Consider the following 14,796-nt stretch of genomic DNA (forward strand, 5'->3'; position numbering starts at 1 on the left):
GTAAGCGCTGTGAGGCGTTGAGCTAACCAATACTAATTGCCCGTGAGGCTTGACCATATAACACCCAAGCAATTTGCGTCGAAAGGCCAGATTGCGGTGTGTGAAGACGAAACGAACCGAAAGTTCGAAACGCACAAACACCGAAAGCTGTCACATACCCAATTTGCTGAAGCGAGGCCATCTGGTCACGAGTCAGTACCCGAATTTCTTGACGACCATAGAGCGTTGGAACCACCTGATCCCATCCCGAACTCAGCAGTGAAACGATGCATCGCCGATGGTAGTGTGGGGTTTCCCCATGTGAGAGTAGGTCATCGTCAAGATTAAATTCCGAAACCCCAATTGCGAAAGCAGTTGGGGTTTTGTTTTGCCTGCGAGAAAGTTCTTACAAGCTTCGCAGACCTCGTCCGGCTGTCACAGCCGGCCGACAATGCTAAGGTTCTGCCTCGGCTTTAGCGATTTTCCAAGGAATCCATATGTCGGACGCCCAGTCCCTCAACGCTGCATTCATGGTGGTTCAGAGCAACAGTCTCGATGAGCTGCGCAGCCTTGTGGTCAGCATCATGCGGCGCTATCCACTCGCACCCTTGGAGAACGAAATCGCTTTGGTACAAAGCAACGGCATCGCCCAATGGCTCAAACTGGCATTGGCTGAGGATCCCGAAGACGATGACCTTGGCGGTTGCGGGATCGCTGCGGCGATTGACGTGCAACTACCCGGCAGTTTCATGTGGCAGCTGTATCGCATGGTATTGGGACGAGAAGAAATTCCGGCTAAATCCCTGCTCGACAAAGCCCCGCTGACCTGGCGCCTGATGCGCCTCTTGCCACAGGTAATTGACCGCCCACATTTCGAGCCGCTGCAACGCTTCCTCACCCACGACAGCGATCTGCGTAAGCGCTACCAATTGTCAGAGCGCCTCGCGGACCTGTTCGACCAATATCAAGTTTATCGGGCCGACTGGCTGGAAGATTGGGCGGAAGGCCGCCACCAACTGCGCAATGTGCGAGGTGAAATCAAACCTCTGCCACCGACCAGTTGCTGGCAGGCCGAGTTGTGGCGAGCGCTGCTGGATGACGTCGGCGAACAAGGCATGGCGCAGAGTCGTGCCGGAGTCCATCAACGTTTCATGGAGCGCATCAACACTCTTGATGAGGCACCGGCTTCACTGCCACCGCGTGTGATCGTTTTTGGTATTTCTTCGCTACCCGCGCAGGTACTTGAAGCGCTCGCCGGTCTGGCACGTTTTAGCCAGGTATTGCTTTGCGTACACAACCCCTGTCGCCATCACTGGGCCGATATCGTTGCCGACAAGGATCTGCTGCGACATCAATACAAGCGCCAACAACGCAAAAGCGGGATGCCAGTTGTACTTGATGCCGAGACCCTGCATCAGCACGCACATCCGTTGCTGGCCGCTTGGGGGAAGCAAGGTCGCGACTATATCAACCTGCTCGACAGCTACGACGATCCCAACAGCTACCGCGCAGCCTTTCGTGACGGCCGCATCGACCTGTTCAGCGAAGCCCAGCCCCGCAACATGCTTAACCAGCTGCAGGATGACATTCTGGAGTTACGCCCCCTCAACGAGACACGCGAACTCTGGCCAGCGGTCGATGCAACCCAAGACCATTCAATACGTTTTCACATCGCCCACAGTGCCCAGCGCGAAGTCGAAATCCTGCACGATCAACTCCTGGCGCGTTTCAGCGCTGACCCGGCTCTACGCCCACGGGACGTGATCGTGATGGTCCCGGATATCGACAGCTACGCCCCGCATATCCGCGCGGTTTTCGGTCAGCTCGATCGATTTGACCCGCGCTTCATTCCGTTCACTTTGGCGGACCAGGGCCAGCGAGGACGTGATCCATTACTGATCGCCGTCGAGCACCTGCTCAAGCTGCCGGACAGCCGTTTCCCGGTCAGCGAGATCCTCGACCTGCTCGATGTTCCAGCTCTGCGTGCTCGCTTTGGCGTAGAGGAGCGCGACCTGCCAACTTTGCATCGCTGGATCGAAGGCGCCGGCGTGCGTTGGGGCATGAGTGCCGAGCAACGGGCCGGTCTCGGTTTGCCGGAGGAACTGGAGCAGAACAGCTGGCATTTCGGCATGCGCCGAATGCTGCTGGGCTACGCCGTCGGCAGTGCCGACGCATGTGCAGGTATCGAGCCTTACGACGAAATTGGTGGGCTTGATGCTGCCCTGATCGGTCCACTGGTGGCTCTGCTGGATGCCCTGGAAATCGCTCATCGGCAACTCACGCAACCGGCTCAACCGAAAGAGTGGGGGCTGCGTTTGCAAGCGCTGATGCAGGTGTTCTTTCAGGCGAGCAACGAGCACGACGACTACCTGCTGACCCAACTGGAAGAGCTTCGCGAGACCTGGCTGGAAACCTGCGAGGCGGTCGGGCTGACTGACGAACTGCCGCTGACTGTCGTGCGCGAAGCCTGGCTCGCCGGGCTGGATCAGGGCCGTTTGTCGCAACGATTCCTCGCCGGTGCGGTGAATTTCTGCACCTTGATGCCGATGCGTGCCATTCCTTTCAAGCTGGTATGTCTGCTGGGCATGAACGACGGCGATTATCCGCGCGCGCAGCCGCCGCTGGACTTCGATCTGATGGGCAGCGATTACCGACCTGGCGACCGCTCACGACGTGAAGACGACCGTTACCTGTTACTCGAAGCGCTGTTATCCGCACGCACTCAGCTCTATATCAGTTGGGTCGGTCGCAGCATCCGTGACAACAGCGAACGACCTGCCTCGGTGCTCATCGGCCAGTTGCGCGATCACCTCGCCAGCGGCTGGCGTTCAATCGACCCAAGCCAGGATCTGTTGGACGCGCTGACCGAAGAACATCCCCTGCAACCTTTCAGTGCCCGCTATTTCCACGAAGGCGAGCAACTGTTCAGCTACGCCAGCGAGTGGCAGGTGTTGCATCAAGAGAAAACGCAGCAAAGTGAAGCACCCCTACTCGCGCCATATGTTCAAGAGGAACCGCTGACGCTGGCATTGCTGCAGGACTTTCTGCGTAATCCGGTTCGGCATTTTTTCACACAACGTCTCAAGGTCTATTTCGAGGCTGCGCAAGCGCCGTTGGCAGATGAAGAACCTTTCGTGCTGGACGCCCTACAGCGCTACACGCTGAGCGACAGTTTGCTGGAGGCCGCACTCAGTCAGCCGGACGATGTCGATCAGGCACTGCACGCCCGGGCGCTGCGCCTGCAAAACAGTGGTTTGTTGCCGATGGCTGGCTTCGGCGAATGTCTGCAGCGAGAGTTGATCGAACCGCTGCCGGATCTTCTGCAGCGTTATCAACAGTTGCTGACGTTATGGCCGACGCCATTGAGTAGTGCAATCCCGGTCAGTCTCGACTTGCAGGGTTTGCGGCTGGAGGGCTGGCTCGCAAACCTGCATCAACGCGCCGATGGCGGCCTGCTGTCGGTCACGACCATTCCCAATAGCATCGGCTCGATCAAAACTCGCAAGTGGCATCGGCTGACCAAATCGTGGGTTACCCATCTGGTCGCCTGCGCCAGCGAGCATGCGCTGACCACGGCATTGGTCGCCAGTGACGACACGTTGTTGCTTGAGCCAATGGAGCGAGACCGAGCGTTGCGTTTGCTCGGTGACCTGCTTCTTGCTTGGCAATCCGGCATGCGCCAACCCTTGCCGATTGCGATAAAAACCGCGTTCGCCTGGTTGTCTCAAACTGACCCGGTCAAAGCCGAAGCAGCTGCGCGAAAAGCCTATGACGGTGATGGCCAGACCAGCAACGGCGAGCGGCGTGAAAGCCCGGCACTGCTCCGGCAATATCCCGACTTCGATGCATTGTTGGCAGACGAAACCTTCACCGGCTGGTGCGACGCGTTGTACCGCCCAGTATTCGAAGCGCCGTGGCGTTCCTTGTCCAGCGAAGGTGCGCGCGCATGAGTACCAAAACACCGTTGGCTCTGGCCTTCCCGCTGCGCGGCAGTCAGTTGATCGAAGCAAGCGCAGGCACCGGCAAAACCTTCACGATTTCGGCACTTTATCTGCGGTTGATTCTCGGCCATGGCGGCGAGACAAGCGGGTTTTTACGCGAATTACTGCCGCCGCAAATCCTCGTAGTGACGTTTACCGACGCTGCTACCAAAGAGCTGCGTGAACGCATTCGGTCACGCTTGGCTGAGGCCGCGCGATTCTTCCGCGATGAAATCACTGCCCCCGACGGACTGATTGCCGAGTTGCGCGATCAGTTTGATCCGCAACAATGGCCGGGCTGTGCCAACCGCCTCGATATCGCCGCGCAGTGGATGGACGAAGCCGCCGTCTCGACCATTCACAGCTGGTGTCAGCGCATGCTGCGTGAGCATGCGTTCGACAGTGGCAGCCTGTTCATGCAGTCGCTGGAAACCGATCACAGCGATTTGCTCGGCGAGGTGCTGCGCGATTACTGGCGACTGTTCTGTTACCCGATGCAGGGCGATGCGCTGAACTGGGTGCGCAGCAATTGGGGTGGCCCCGCAGCGTTGTTGCCTCGCGTACGTGGCTTGTTCGCCAGCGAGCGTGACACCGATGAAGGCAAGGTGCCTGCGGAGCTGATCGCTGAGTGTTTGCTGGAGCGGCGAGCAGCATTGGTCGAACTGAAAGCGCCTTGGCGTGATTGGGCAGACGAACTGCTCGCGCTCTGCCATGAAGGCGTGGCCAGCAAAACCGTCGATGGCCGCAAGATGCAGGCGCGTTATTTCGAGCCCTGGTTCGAGAAACTCAAGACCTGGGCCGAAGACGAGGCGCTTGAGCAACTGGACATTGGCACCGGCTTCACCCGATTGACACCCGATGGCATGGCCGAAGCCTGGAAAGGCCAGGCGCCCAGTCATCCGGGGCTGAACGCCATGTCCGAACTGAAGTCGAGCCTCGACGGATTGCCGACGCCCGATGCCGCTGTTCTGCAACACGCTGCCAAGTGGGTCGGCGCGCGTTTTGAAGAAGAGAAGCGTCGCCGCGCGGAAATGGGGTTCGACGATATGCTGTTGCGTCTGGATGCCGCGCTGCAATCGGAGGGCGGCGAGCGTCTGGCAACGCTGATCCGCGAGCAGTTTCCGGTCGCGCTGATCGACGAATTCCAGGACACCGATCCGGTGCAATACCGCATCTTCGAAAGCATCTACCGCATCGAAGACAATCACCCTGACACCGGCCTGTTCCTGATCGGCGACCCCAAGCAGGCGATCTACGCCTTTCGCGGTGCCGACATCTACACCTACTTGCGCGCACGCCAGGCCACCACCGGCCGCTTGCACACGCTCGGCACCAACTTCCGCTCCAGCCACGGCATGGTGACAGCGGTTAATCACGTATTCGAACGCGCCGAGTCCCGAGAGCAAGGACGCGGCGCGTTTTTGTTTCGCGAGAAAACCGGCGAAAACCCGGTACCGTTCCTCCCGGTCGAGGCTCAGGGACGCAAGGAGACGCTGCGGATTGCCGGGCAAAACGTCGCGGCACTTAATGTCTGGCTATTGCCCAGCGATCAGCCGCTGTCCGGCGCGGTCTATCGCCAGCAAATGGCTGCCGCCTGTGCCAGTCAGATCACCGCACTGCTCAATGGCGGGCAAAACGGTAGCGCTGGTTTTGTTCAGGGAGATGACTTCAGAGGTTTGCGTCCTTCGGATATTGCAATCCTCGTCCGCGACGGTAAAGAAGCCCAGGCCGTACGCGCTGAACTCGCCGCCAGAGGGGTGCGCAGTGTTTATCTCTCGGACAAGGATTCGGTGTTCGCCGCGCAAGAGGCGCACGACCTGCTGGCGTGGCTAAAGGCTTGCGCCGAACCCGATGTCGAACGCTCGCTCAAGGCTGCGCTGGCCTGCACCACACTGAACCTGCCGCTGATCGAGCTGGAGCGCCTGAACCAGGATGAAATGGTCTGGGAAGCCCGGGTCATGCAGTTCCGCGGCTATCGAGAGCTCTGGCGCAAGCAGGGTGTGTTGCCGATGTTGCGGCGCCTGCTTCACGACTTCCACCTGCCGCAAACCCTGATGCAGCGCAGTGACGGCGAGCGCGTACTGACCAACCTCTTGCACCTCTCGGAACTGATGCAGCAAGCCGCCGCTGAACTGGACGGCGAGCAAGCGCTGATCCGCCATCTGGCCGAGCTGCTGGCACTGTCCGGTCAGGCCGGTGAAGAGCAGATTCTGCGTCTGGAAAGCGATGAGCAACTGGTCAAGGTGGTGACCATTCACAAATCCAAGGGCCTGGAATATCCGCTGGTGTTCCTGCCATTCATTTGCTCGGCGAAACCGGTGGATGGCAGCCGTTTGCCGCTGCATTACCACGACGCTGCGGGCAAGGCGCAGATCAGCCTCAAGCCGACTCCCGAGTTGATCGCTCTGGCTGACGATGAGCGTCTGGCCGAAGATCTGCGTCTTCTGTATGTCGCATTAACCCGCGCGCAGCATGCCTGCTGGCTGGGCGTCACTGACCTGAAACGCGGCAATAACAACAGCTCGGTGTTGCACCTGTCGGCGTTGGGTTATTTGCTCGGTGGCGGTGCCGCTTTGGGCGAGTCCAGCGAATTGAATCGCTGGCTGCGCGATCTGCAGCAAGACTGCGCGGCGATTGGCATCGGCGAAATGCCTCAGCCCATTGATGAGCATTACCAGCCGCCGCGCAATGAAGCGGTGCTGCGAGCGACGCTACGGCCCAAGCGCAAAGCCAGTGAAAACTGGTGGATCGCGTCGTACAGCGCCCTGCGCATCAGCGACATAATGAGCATCGGCAGCGATGAAGCACCGGACAGTCCGCAGGCGCAAAAGCTCTTCGACGACGAGCGCCTCGATCCCGACGCACCCCGCGAAATCATCAGCGGTGGCGCCGATATCCACCGTTTTCCTCGCGGACCGAATCCCGGCACCTTTCTGCATGGCTTGCTCGAATGGGCGGGCGCTGAAGGTTTTTCGGTTACCCGCGAAGCGCTGGAAGATGCGATTGCCCGGCGTTGCAACCTGCGCGGCTGGCAAGGCTGGATTACCACGCTGACTGACTGGCTGCAGCATTTGCTCAAGTCGCCGTTGCCGATCGCGGGCGGGCAACCGCCGGTGGTTCTTGAGCAGTTGAAGCAATACCGCGTCGAGATGGAGTTCTGGTTCGCCAGCCACAAAGTCGACGTGCTCAAGCTCGATGAACAGGTGCGCCAGCACACCCACAATGGCGTCGCTCGTGTTGCGGCAGAACCCGTGCAACTCAACGGCATGTTCAAGGGCTTTATCGACCTGACCTTCGAGCACGCAGGCCGTTATTACGTCGCCGATTACAAATCCAACTGGCTCGGCGTGGATGATCAGGCCTACACCGTGCAGGCCATGGAGCAGTCGATCCTCGACAACCGTTACGACCTGCAATACGTACTTTATCTGTTGGCACTGCATCGCCAGTTGAAAGCGCGGCTGGCGGATTACGATTACGACCGCCATGTCGGCGGGGCGCTGTATCTGTTTCTACGCGGTACGCGTGCGGAGAGTCGCGGCGTGTACTTCGTGCGTCCGCCACGGGAATTGATCGAACGCCTCGACCGGATGTTCCAGGGCAAACCCGAACCCAAGTCCGAACCCGCCTGGGAACAGGGAGTCCTGCTATGAGCCGCACATTCGCCGATCTGTTGCCGACGCCGCTGGAAGCGGACAGCCTGTCGAAACTCTCGCCGCTGACCCGCGCCGATGATTTGCTGTTGTTGCTGAGCCGTTGGGTCGAGCGCGGCTGGCTGCGCGCGCTGGACCGCGCCTTTGTCGCTTTCCTGCATGAGCTCGGGCCCGAGACCGACCCGTTGGTGTTGCTGGCAGCGGCGTTGACCAGTCACCAGCTCGGCCATGGTCATGTGTGTCTGGACCTGTTTGAAACCCTCAAGGCGCCGGATTTTGCACTGTCATTGCCGCCCGAAGGCGACGTGCAGGGCGGTGTGTTGCTGCTGCCCTCGCAACTGCTCGAAACGCTCGATGGAGCCCATTGGTGCAAAGTGCTGGCAAGCAGTCCATTGGTGGCCCTGGCTGCTGACCCGAGTGAAACAGCGCAGACACGTCCATTGGTGCTGTCCTCGAAACGCCTGTACCTGCGCCGCTACTGGACCTACGAACGCCGCATCGATGCAGCGTTGCGCCAACGCTTGATGCAACAGGAGCCGACGCCGGATGATCTGCCGCAGCGTCTGAACGAATTGTTCGGCGGCGCGGAATCCGCAGCTGTCATCGATTGGCAAAAACTCGCCTGTGCTCTCGCTACGCGCAGCGCCTTCAGCATCATCACTGGCGGCCCGGGCACGGGGAAAACCACTACCGTGGTGCGCTTGCTCGCGTTGCTGCAGGCACCAGCCGTCGAGGCTGGCCATCCGCTGCGCATTCGTCTGGCCGCCCCGACCGGCAAGGCCGCTGCGCGTTTGACCGAGTCGATCAGTCAGCAAGTGCAATCACTGCAAGTCGCCGAAGCGGTGCGCGCGGCGATCCCCAGCGACGTGACCACCGTGCACCGTCTGCTCGGCAGTCGACCGGGCACTCGCCACTTCCGTCACCATGCCGGCAACCGCCTGCCGCTGGATGTGCTGGTGGTCGACGAAGCTTCGATGATCGACCTGGAAATGATGGCCAACTTGCTCGACGCCATGCCGGCCCATGCTCGGCTGGTGCTGCTGGGCGACAAGGATCAACTGGCCTCGGTCGAGGCCGGTGCGGTGCTGGGCGATCTGTGCCGTGACGCCGAGGGCGGTTGGTACAGCCCGCAGACGCGGCAATGGCTGGAGTCAGTCAGTGGCGAGTCGTTGCAGGGCAGTGGTTTGCATGAGGACCGCGACGGCACCCATCCGCTGGCGCAGCAAGTGGTGATGCTGCGTCACTCGCGCCGTTTCGGCGAGGGCAGTGGCATCGGTCAGCTCGCGCGCCGGGTCAATCAGCAATTGGCCGACGAGGCGCGACAGTTGCTCGCGGCCGGCAGCTACGACGATGTGTATTCGCTGCCGCTCAAAGGCGAACATGATCAGAAGCTCGAACGCCTGTTGCTCGAAGGTCACGGCAACGGCCCGCAAGGTTATCGCCATTACCTGAGCGTACTGCGCGATCAGCGTCCACCGTCGACGCGGCCTCTTGAGCATGCGGACTGGACCGATTGGGCGCGGGAAGTCTTGCAGGCGTTCGATACGTTCCAGTTGCTGTGCGCGGTGCGCAAAGGGCCGTGGGGCGTTGAAGGTCTGAACCAGCGCATCACCGCTGCGTTGCTCAAGGCGCGTCTGATCGAGAGCGATCAGCAGTGGTATGAAGGTCGGCCGGTGCTGATGACACGCAACGACTATGGTCTGGGCCTGATGAACGGCGACATCGGCATCGCCCTGAAACTGCCCGAGCGTGAAGGCGCAGAGATCGGCAAAACCGTTCTGCGCGTGGCCTTCCCGCGTAACGATGGTCAGGGCGGCGTGCGCTTCGTGTTGCCGAGTCGGCTCAATGATGTTGAAACCGTGTACGCCATGACGGTGCACAAGTCCCAGGGCTCGGAGTTCGCCCATACGGCGCTGATCCTGCCGGATGCGTTGAACCCCGTGCTGACCAAAGAACTGATCTACACCGGAATTACTCGCGCCCGGCACTGGTTCACCTTGATCGAGCCACGTGCCGGCGTGTTTGAGGAAGCGGTGCAGCGCAAGGTCAAGCGTCTGAGCGGGCTGATGCTGGAACTGGAGGAGGGCACCGAGTCTCAGGGATGAAGTGCTGAATGACCGACAACGAATACTGACCAACCGGTCAGAGGCAGGCGCCTCGCTGGTGTTCTGGCGCTGTGCTATCGTTGCGGCATCATTTCGTTACGCTCCAAGAGAATCCCTCCATGAAGGTGGCCGTCTGGGCGACACAGCGTGTGGTGGCCTGCCAGCACGCATTGCTGATCGTTTTGCTCTGGTTGTTCACGGGCAGCGCCATCGCCCAAGCGCAAACCGGGCCGGCCGAGCAACGAGCCAAAGCGGTCACGCAAGTAGTGCTTGGCATCCTCAGCTATGCACGCTGGCCGGTGGAACCGGCGCAATTGCGCCTGTGCATCGTCGGCCCCACCGAATACACCGATGACCTGGTCAAAGGCACCACCCAAGCCACGGGTCGGCCGGTGGCTGTGCGGCGTCTGCTAGCGGAAAACCCGGCCATCGTCAGCGAATGCGATGCGGTGTACATCGGCAAGCTCACCGCCGACGAACGCAGTCGCCTGTTTGCATCGTTGATCGGGCACCCGGTGCTGAGCATCAGCGAAGCGGACGATCAATGCACCGTCGGCAGTCTGTTCTGCCTGCGCGTTGGCGATGAACAAGTGTCGTTCGAGGTCAATCTCGACTCCGTGGCTCGCAGTGGTGTGCGCATACACCCCAGCGTGTTGCAGTTGTCCCGTCGCAAAGCGGCGGCGCCATGAAGCTGTTCAGTTGGAAGGCTCGCCCCACTCTTGGCTCGGTCATCGGCCGTGGGCATTTGATTGTCGCGCTGGTGGCGGTGGCGATGGCCAGTGTTTCGCTGACCTTGCTGGGCGTGCTGGCGCTGCGGGTGTATGCCGACCACAACCTGCACTTGATCGCCCGTTCAATCAGCTACACCGTCGAAGCGGCCGTCGTGTTCAATGACAAAGCGGCGGCAACCGAAGCGCTGGCGATCATCGCTTCCACCGAGGAAGTGGCAGATGCCCGAGTGCTCGACGCGCAAGGCCAATTGATCGCGCAATGGCAGCGCGCTGAAACCGGCTTGTTCTCCGAGCTGGAAATGCAGATCACCCGCGCCATTCTGGAAAAACCGGTCAGCCTGCCGATTGAGCATCAGGACCGCGAAATCGGTCGCGTCCTGCTCATCGGCCACGGCGGCAGCCTGATGCGCTTCCTGCTCAGCGGCCTGGCCGGGATTGTGCTGTGCACCGCGATCAGCGCCTGGGTCGCGCTCTATCTGGCGCGGCGGCAGTTGCGCGCGATCATCGGCCCGTTGCACAGCCTCGCCTCCGTCGCCCACGCCGCCCGTAGCGAACGAGCGCTGGATCGGCGCGTGCCGCCGGCGCAAATCGCTGAACTGGATAATCTGGGCAACGACTTCAATGCCTTGCTCGGCGAACTCGAGTCGTGGCAAACCCATCTGCAAAACGAAAACGAAACTCTCGCTCACCAAGCGACCCACGACAGCCTCACCGGTTTGCCCAACCGCGCGTTTTTTGAAGGCCGCTTGATGCGCGCCTTGCGCAACGGCAAAAAACACGATGAGCGGGTCGCCGTGCTGTTTCTCGACAGCGACCGCTTCAAAGGCATCAACGATAACTTCGGCCACGCCTCGGGCGACGCCGTGCTGGTGGCGATCGCCAATCGAGTGCGAGCGCAATTGCGCGAGGATGATCTGGTCGCGCGGCTGGGCGGCGACGAGTTCGCCGTGCTGCTCGCGCCGCTGCACACGGTCGAAGACGCTGAGCACATCGCAGACAAGATTCTCGCCAGCATGGACATGCCGATCACCCTGCCCGGCGACAGCAGTGTGATGTCCTCGCTGAGTATCGGCATCGCCGTCTATCCCGATCATGGCGCCACGCCGGGCGCCTTGCTCAACGCAGCCGACGCGGCGATGTATCAGGCCAAGCGCCTGTCGCGCGGCGCGCAATTCACCGCCGGGTCGGAGCGCCCGGTCGATTCCGTTCACACCAGGAGCTGATGCCCGTGTTCACACTTCCCTTTCGACTGTTTTCCGCATTGCTGCTGATGGCCGCGCTGACCCTGAGCGGTTGCCAGACCGCCCCGCAGAAAGGCCTGACACCGGCGCAGGTTGCCGTGCTCAAACAGCAGGGTTTCGAATTGACCGACGACGGTTGGGAATTCGGCCTGTCGGGCAAAGTGTTGTTTGGCAGCGACGTCGAAAGCCTGAACGCAGCCAGCACGGAAATCGTCGAACGCATCGGCAAGGCGTTGCTCGGCGTGGGGATCGAGCGGGTGCGCGTCGATGGCCACACCGATGCGTCGGGCAAGGAAACCTACAATCAGCAACTGTCGCTGCGCCGGGCCAAGAGCGTTGCCAACGTCCTCGGCACGGTCGGCATGAAGCCGGAAAACATCCAGCTGCAAGGCCTCGGCAGCAGCGAACCGGTGGCTTCCAACGACACCGCAGCGGGGCGCACGGAAAATCGCCGGGTGTCGATTGTGGTCAGCGCCGATTAATCGGCAAAGCGCATCTCCCGCGTTTCCCCCATCAACAACGCCTGATTGCGCTCAGTCACCTCACGAATGTAATCCCACAACAAGGTAATCCGCTTCAACTTGCGCAGATCCTCCCGGCAGTACATCCAGAACTGCCGGGTGATGTCGATTTCCTCCGGCAACACCGGCAGCAATCGTGGATCCTGCGCGGCGAGGAAGCACGGCAGGATCGCCAGCGAGCGCCCCTGCTGTGCGGCGACGTATTGTGCAATCACGCTGGTGCTGCGCAAGTTTGCGCTGGCGCCGGGCAGCACGTTGGCCAGGTAGAGCAACTCCGAGCTGAACGCCAGATCATCCACATAACTGATGAATTGATGCTTGCTCAAGTCGGCCGGGTGGCGGATGGGAGGGTGTTTGTCCAGAAAGTCCTGGGTTGCGTACAGCTGCAAGCGGTAGTCGCAAAGTTTGCAGCAGACGTACGGCCCGTGCTCCGGCCGCTCGAGGGCAATGACGATGTCGGCCTCGCGCTTGGACAGGCTGATGAAGTGCGGCAGCGGCAGGATGTCCACCGAGATTGCCGGGTAGGCGTCGACGAAGTGGCTCAGTTGCGGGGTGATGAAGAAACTGCCGAAGCCTTCAGTACAGCCCATGCGCACGTGCCCGGAGAGGGCAACGCCCGAGCCCGAGACTTGCTCGCAGGCCATGTGCAACGTGCTTTCGATCGACTCGGCATAACCGAGCAAGCGCTGGCCTTCAGTGGTCAGGACGAAGCCGCTGGTGCGGGATTTTTCGAACAGCAATGTGCCGAGCGCCGCTTCCAGCGAGCTGATCCGTCGCGACACTGTGGTGTAGTCGACAGCCAGGCGTTTGGCGGCGGTGCTGGCCTTGCGGGTGCGGGCGACTTCGAGGAAAAACTTCAGGTCGTCCCAGTTCAGCGAGCCTAGCGAGGTGATGTTTTTTTGCATGATGGTCGGGCTTATATGTGCGTTCTTATTAGAAGTTTGCACATCTATACTCCAAAAACAGTCCGACGACCAATTCGTGACACACGCCTCATCTCAAGGCGAACCTTTCGCCTTGGCTCCTACGATAAAAACAAGTTCTGGAGACCAGCATGAACGCATCGCTTACGCCCAATGACACCACGCTGCAAAAGGTCAAACTGCTGATCGACGGCGAATGGGTCGAGTCGCAGACCACCGAGTGGCACGACATCGTCAACCCGGCCACCCAGCAAGTGCTGGCCAAGGTTCCGTTCGCCACCGCCGCTGAGGTCGATGCCGCTGTCAGCGCCGCCCAGCGTGCCTTCCAGACCTGGAAACTCACCCCGATCGGCGCGCGGATGCGCATCATGCTCAAGCTGCAAGCGCTGATCCGCGAGCACTCCAAGCGCATCGCCGTGGTCCTCAGCGCCGAGCAGGGCAAGACCATTGCTGATGCCGAAGGCGATATTTTCCGTGGCCTGGAAGTGGTCGAGCACGCGTGCTCGATCGGCACCCTGCAAATGGGCGAGTTCGCCGAGAACGTCGCCGGCGGCGTCGACACTTACACCCTGCGCCAGCCGATCGGCGTCTGCGCCGGCATCACGCCGTTCAACTTCCCGGCGATGATTCCGCTGTGGATGTTCCCGATGGCGATCGCCTGCGGCAACACCTTCGTGCTCAAGCCTTCGGAACAGGATCCGCTGTCGACCATGCTGCTGGTGGAACTGGCCATTGAGGCTGGCGTTCCGGCGGGCGTGCTCAACGTCGTTCATGGCGGCAAGGATGTGGTCGATGGCCTGTGCACGCACAAGGACATCAAAGCCGTGTCGTTCGTCGGTTCGACCGCTGTCGGCACCCACGTGTATGACCTGGCCGGCAAACACGGCAAACGCGTGCAGTCGATGATGGGCGCAAAAAACCACGCTGTGGTGCTGCCGGATGCCAATCGCGAGCAAGCGCTGAATGCCTTGGTCGGCGCCGGTTTCGGTGCCGCCGGGCAACGTTGCATGGCCACGTCGGTGGTGGTGCTGGTCGGTGCCGCAAAACAGTGGCTGCCAGACCTGAAAGCGCTGGCGCAGAAACTCAAGGTCAACGCCGGCAGCGAGCCGGGCACCGATGTCGGTCCGGTGATTTCGAAAAAGGCCAAGGCGCGGATTCTCGAACTGATCGAAAGCGGCATCAAGGAAGGCGCCAAGCTTGAACTCGATGGTCGTGACATCAGCGTGCCGGGTTATGAACAAGGCAATTTTGTCGGCCCGACCCTGTTCTCCGGTGTGACCACCGACATGCAGATCTACACCCAGGAAATCTTCGGCCCGGTGCTGGTGGTGCTGGAAGTCGACACCCTCGATCAGGCGATTGCGCTGGTCAACGCCAACCCGTTCGGCAACGGCACTGGCCTGTTCACCCAGAGCGGTGCGGCGGCGCGCAAGTTCCAGACTGAAATCGACGTCGGTCAGGTCGGCATCAACATCCCGATTCCGGTACCGGTACCGTTCTTCAGCTTCACCGGTTCGCGCGGTTCGAAACTCGGCGACCTCGGCCCGTACGGCAAGCAAGTGGTGCAGTTCTACACGCAGACCAAAACGGTCACGGCGCGCTGGTTCGACGACGACAGCGTCAACGACGGCGTGAACACCACCATCAACCTGCGCTGAGGATT

8 protein-coding genes and 1 rRNA gene are annotated in these 14,796 nt (G+C 60.9%); 8 read left to right on the plus strand and 1 reads right to left on the minus strand.

Annotated elements, in window-relative coordinates; all coding sequences use genetic code 11:
• Positions 1 to 207 precede the first annotated feature (207 nt).
• From rrf to yfiB, 7 genes are all read left to right on the plus strand, one after another.
• Positions 208 to 323, plus strand: a 5S ribosomal RNA gene (gene rrf / locus AAEZ10_RS18810).
• Positions 324 to 476: 153 nt separating this feature from the next.
• The gene (recC, locus tag AAEZ10_RS18815; protein WP_350570462.1) at positions 477 to 3,929 is read left to right on the plus strand and encodes an exodeoxyribonuclease V subunit gamma; all 3,453 of its coding nucleotides are present in this window, start codon (positions 477 to 479) and stop codon (positions 3,927 to 3,929) included.
• Positions 3,926 to 7,612, plus strand: a complete 3,687-nt coding sequence (gene recB / locus AAEZ10_RS18820; protein WP_350570464.1) for an exodeoxyribonuclease V subunit beta — start codon at positions 3,926 to 3,928, stop codon at positions 7,610 to 7,612. The genes recC and recB overlap by 4 nt, the downstream gene beginning before the upstream one ends.
• Complete coding sequence (gene recD / locus AAEZ10_RS18825; RefSeq protein ID WP_122707639.1) at positions 7,609 to 9,717, plus strand: exodeoxyribonuclease V subunit alpha; 2,109 nt, start codon at positions 7,609 to 7,611, stop codon at positions 9,715 to 9,717. Before recB ends, recD begins: the two co-directional genes overlap by 4 nt.
• A gap of 119 nt (positions 9,718 to 9,836) precedes the next feature.
• Positions 9,837 to 10,406: a regulatory sequestration protein YfiR gene (gene yfiR, locus AAEZ10_RS18830; protein ID WP_122692804.1), complete on the plus strand. Its 570-nt coding sequence runs from the start codon at positions 9,837 to 9,839 to the stop codon at positions 10,404 to 10,406.
• Complete coding sequence (dgcN, locus tag AAEZ10_RS18835) at positions 10,403 to 11,671, plus strand: diguanylate cyclase DgcN/YfiN (RefSeq protein WP_282385774.1); 1,269 nt, start codon at positions 10,403 to 10,405, stop codon at positions 11,669 to 11,671. The genes yfiR and dgcN overlap by 4 nt, the downstream gene beginning before the upstream one ends.
• Positions 11,671 to 12,171: an outer membrane lipoprotein YfiB gene (gene yfiB, locus AAEZ10_RS18840; RefSeq protein ID WP_258604823.1), complete on the plus strand. Its 501-nt coding sequence runs from the start codon at positions 11,671 to 11,673 to the stop codon at positions 12,169 to 12,171. The genes dgcN and yfiB overlap by 1 nt, the downstream gene beginning before the upstream one ends.
• On the opposite strand, the gene AAEZ10_RS18845 is transcribed toward yfiB, so the two are convergent.
• Entirely contained in the window at positions 12,168 to 13,115 is a 948-nt protein-coding gene (locus AAEZ10_RS18845) for a LysR family transcriptional regulator (RefSeq protein WP_350570572.1), read from the minus strand. The two genes, yfiB and AAEZ10_RS18845, sit on opposite strands and share 4 nt — an antisense overlap.
• Before the next feature lie 149 nt (positions 13,116 to 13,264).
• On the opposite strand from AAEZ10_RS18845, the gene AAEZ10_RS18850 reads away from it, so the two are divergent.
• Entirely contained in the window at positions 13,265 to 14,791 is a 1,527-nt protein-coding gene (locus AAEZ10_RS18850) for a CoA-acylating methylmalonate-semialdehyde dehydrogenase (protein ID WP_024011486.1), read from the plus strand.
• Positions 14,792 to 14,796: the final 5 nt, after the last annotated feature.

It is taken from the genome of Pseudomonas sp. H26/SER47-MNA-CIBAN-0231 (assembly GCF_040310465.1).
GTDB classification, from domain to species: domain Bacteria; phylum Pseudomonadota; class Gammaproteobacteria; order Pseudomonadales; family Pseudomonadaceae; genus Aquipseudomonas; species Aquipseudomonas atacamensis.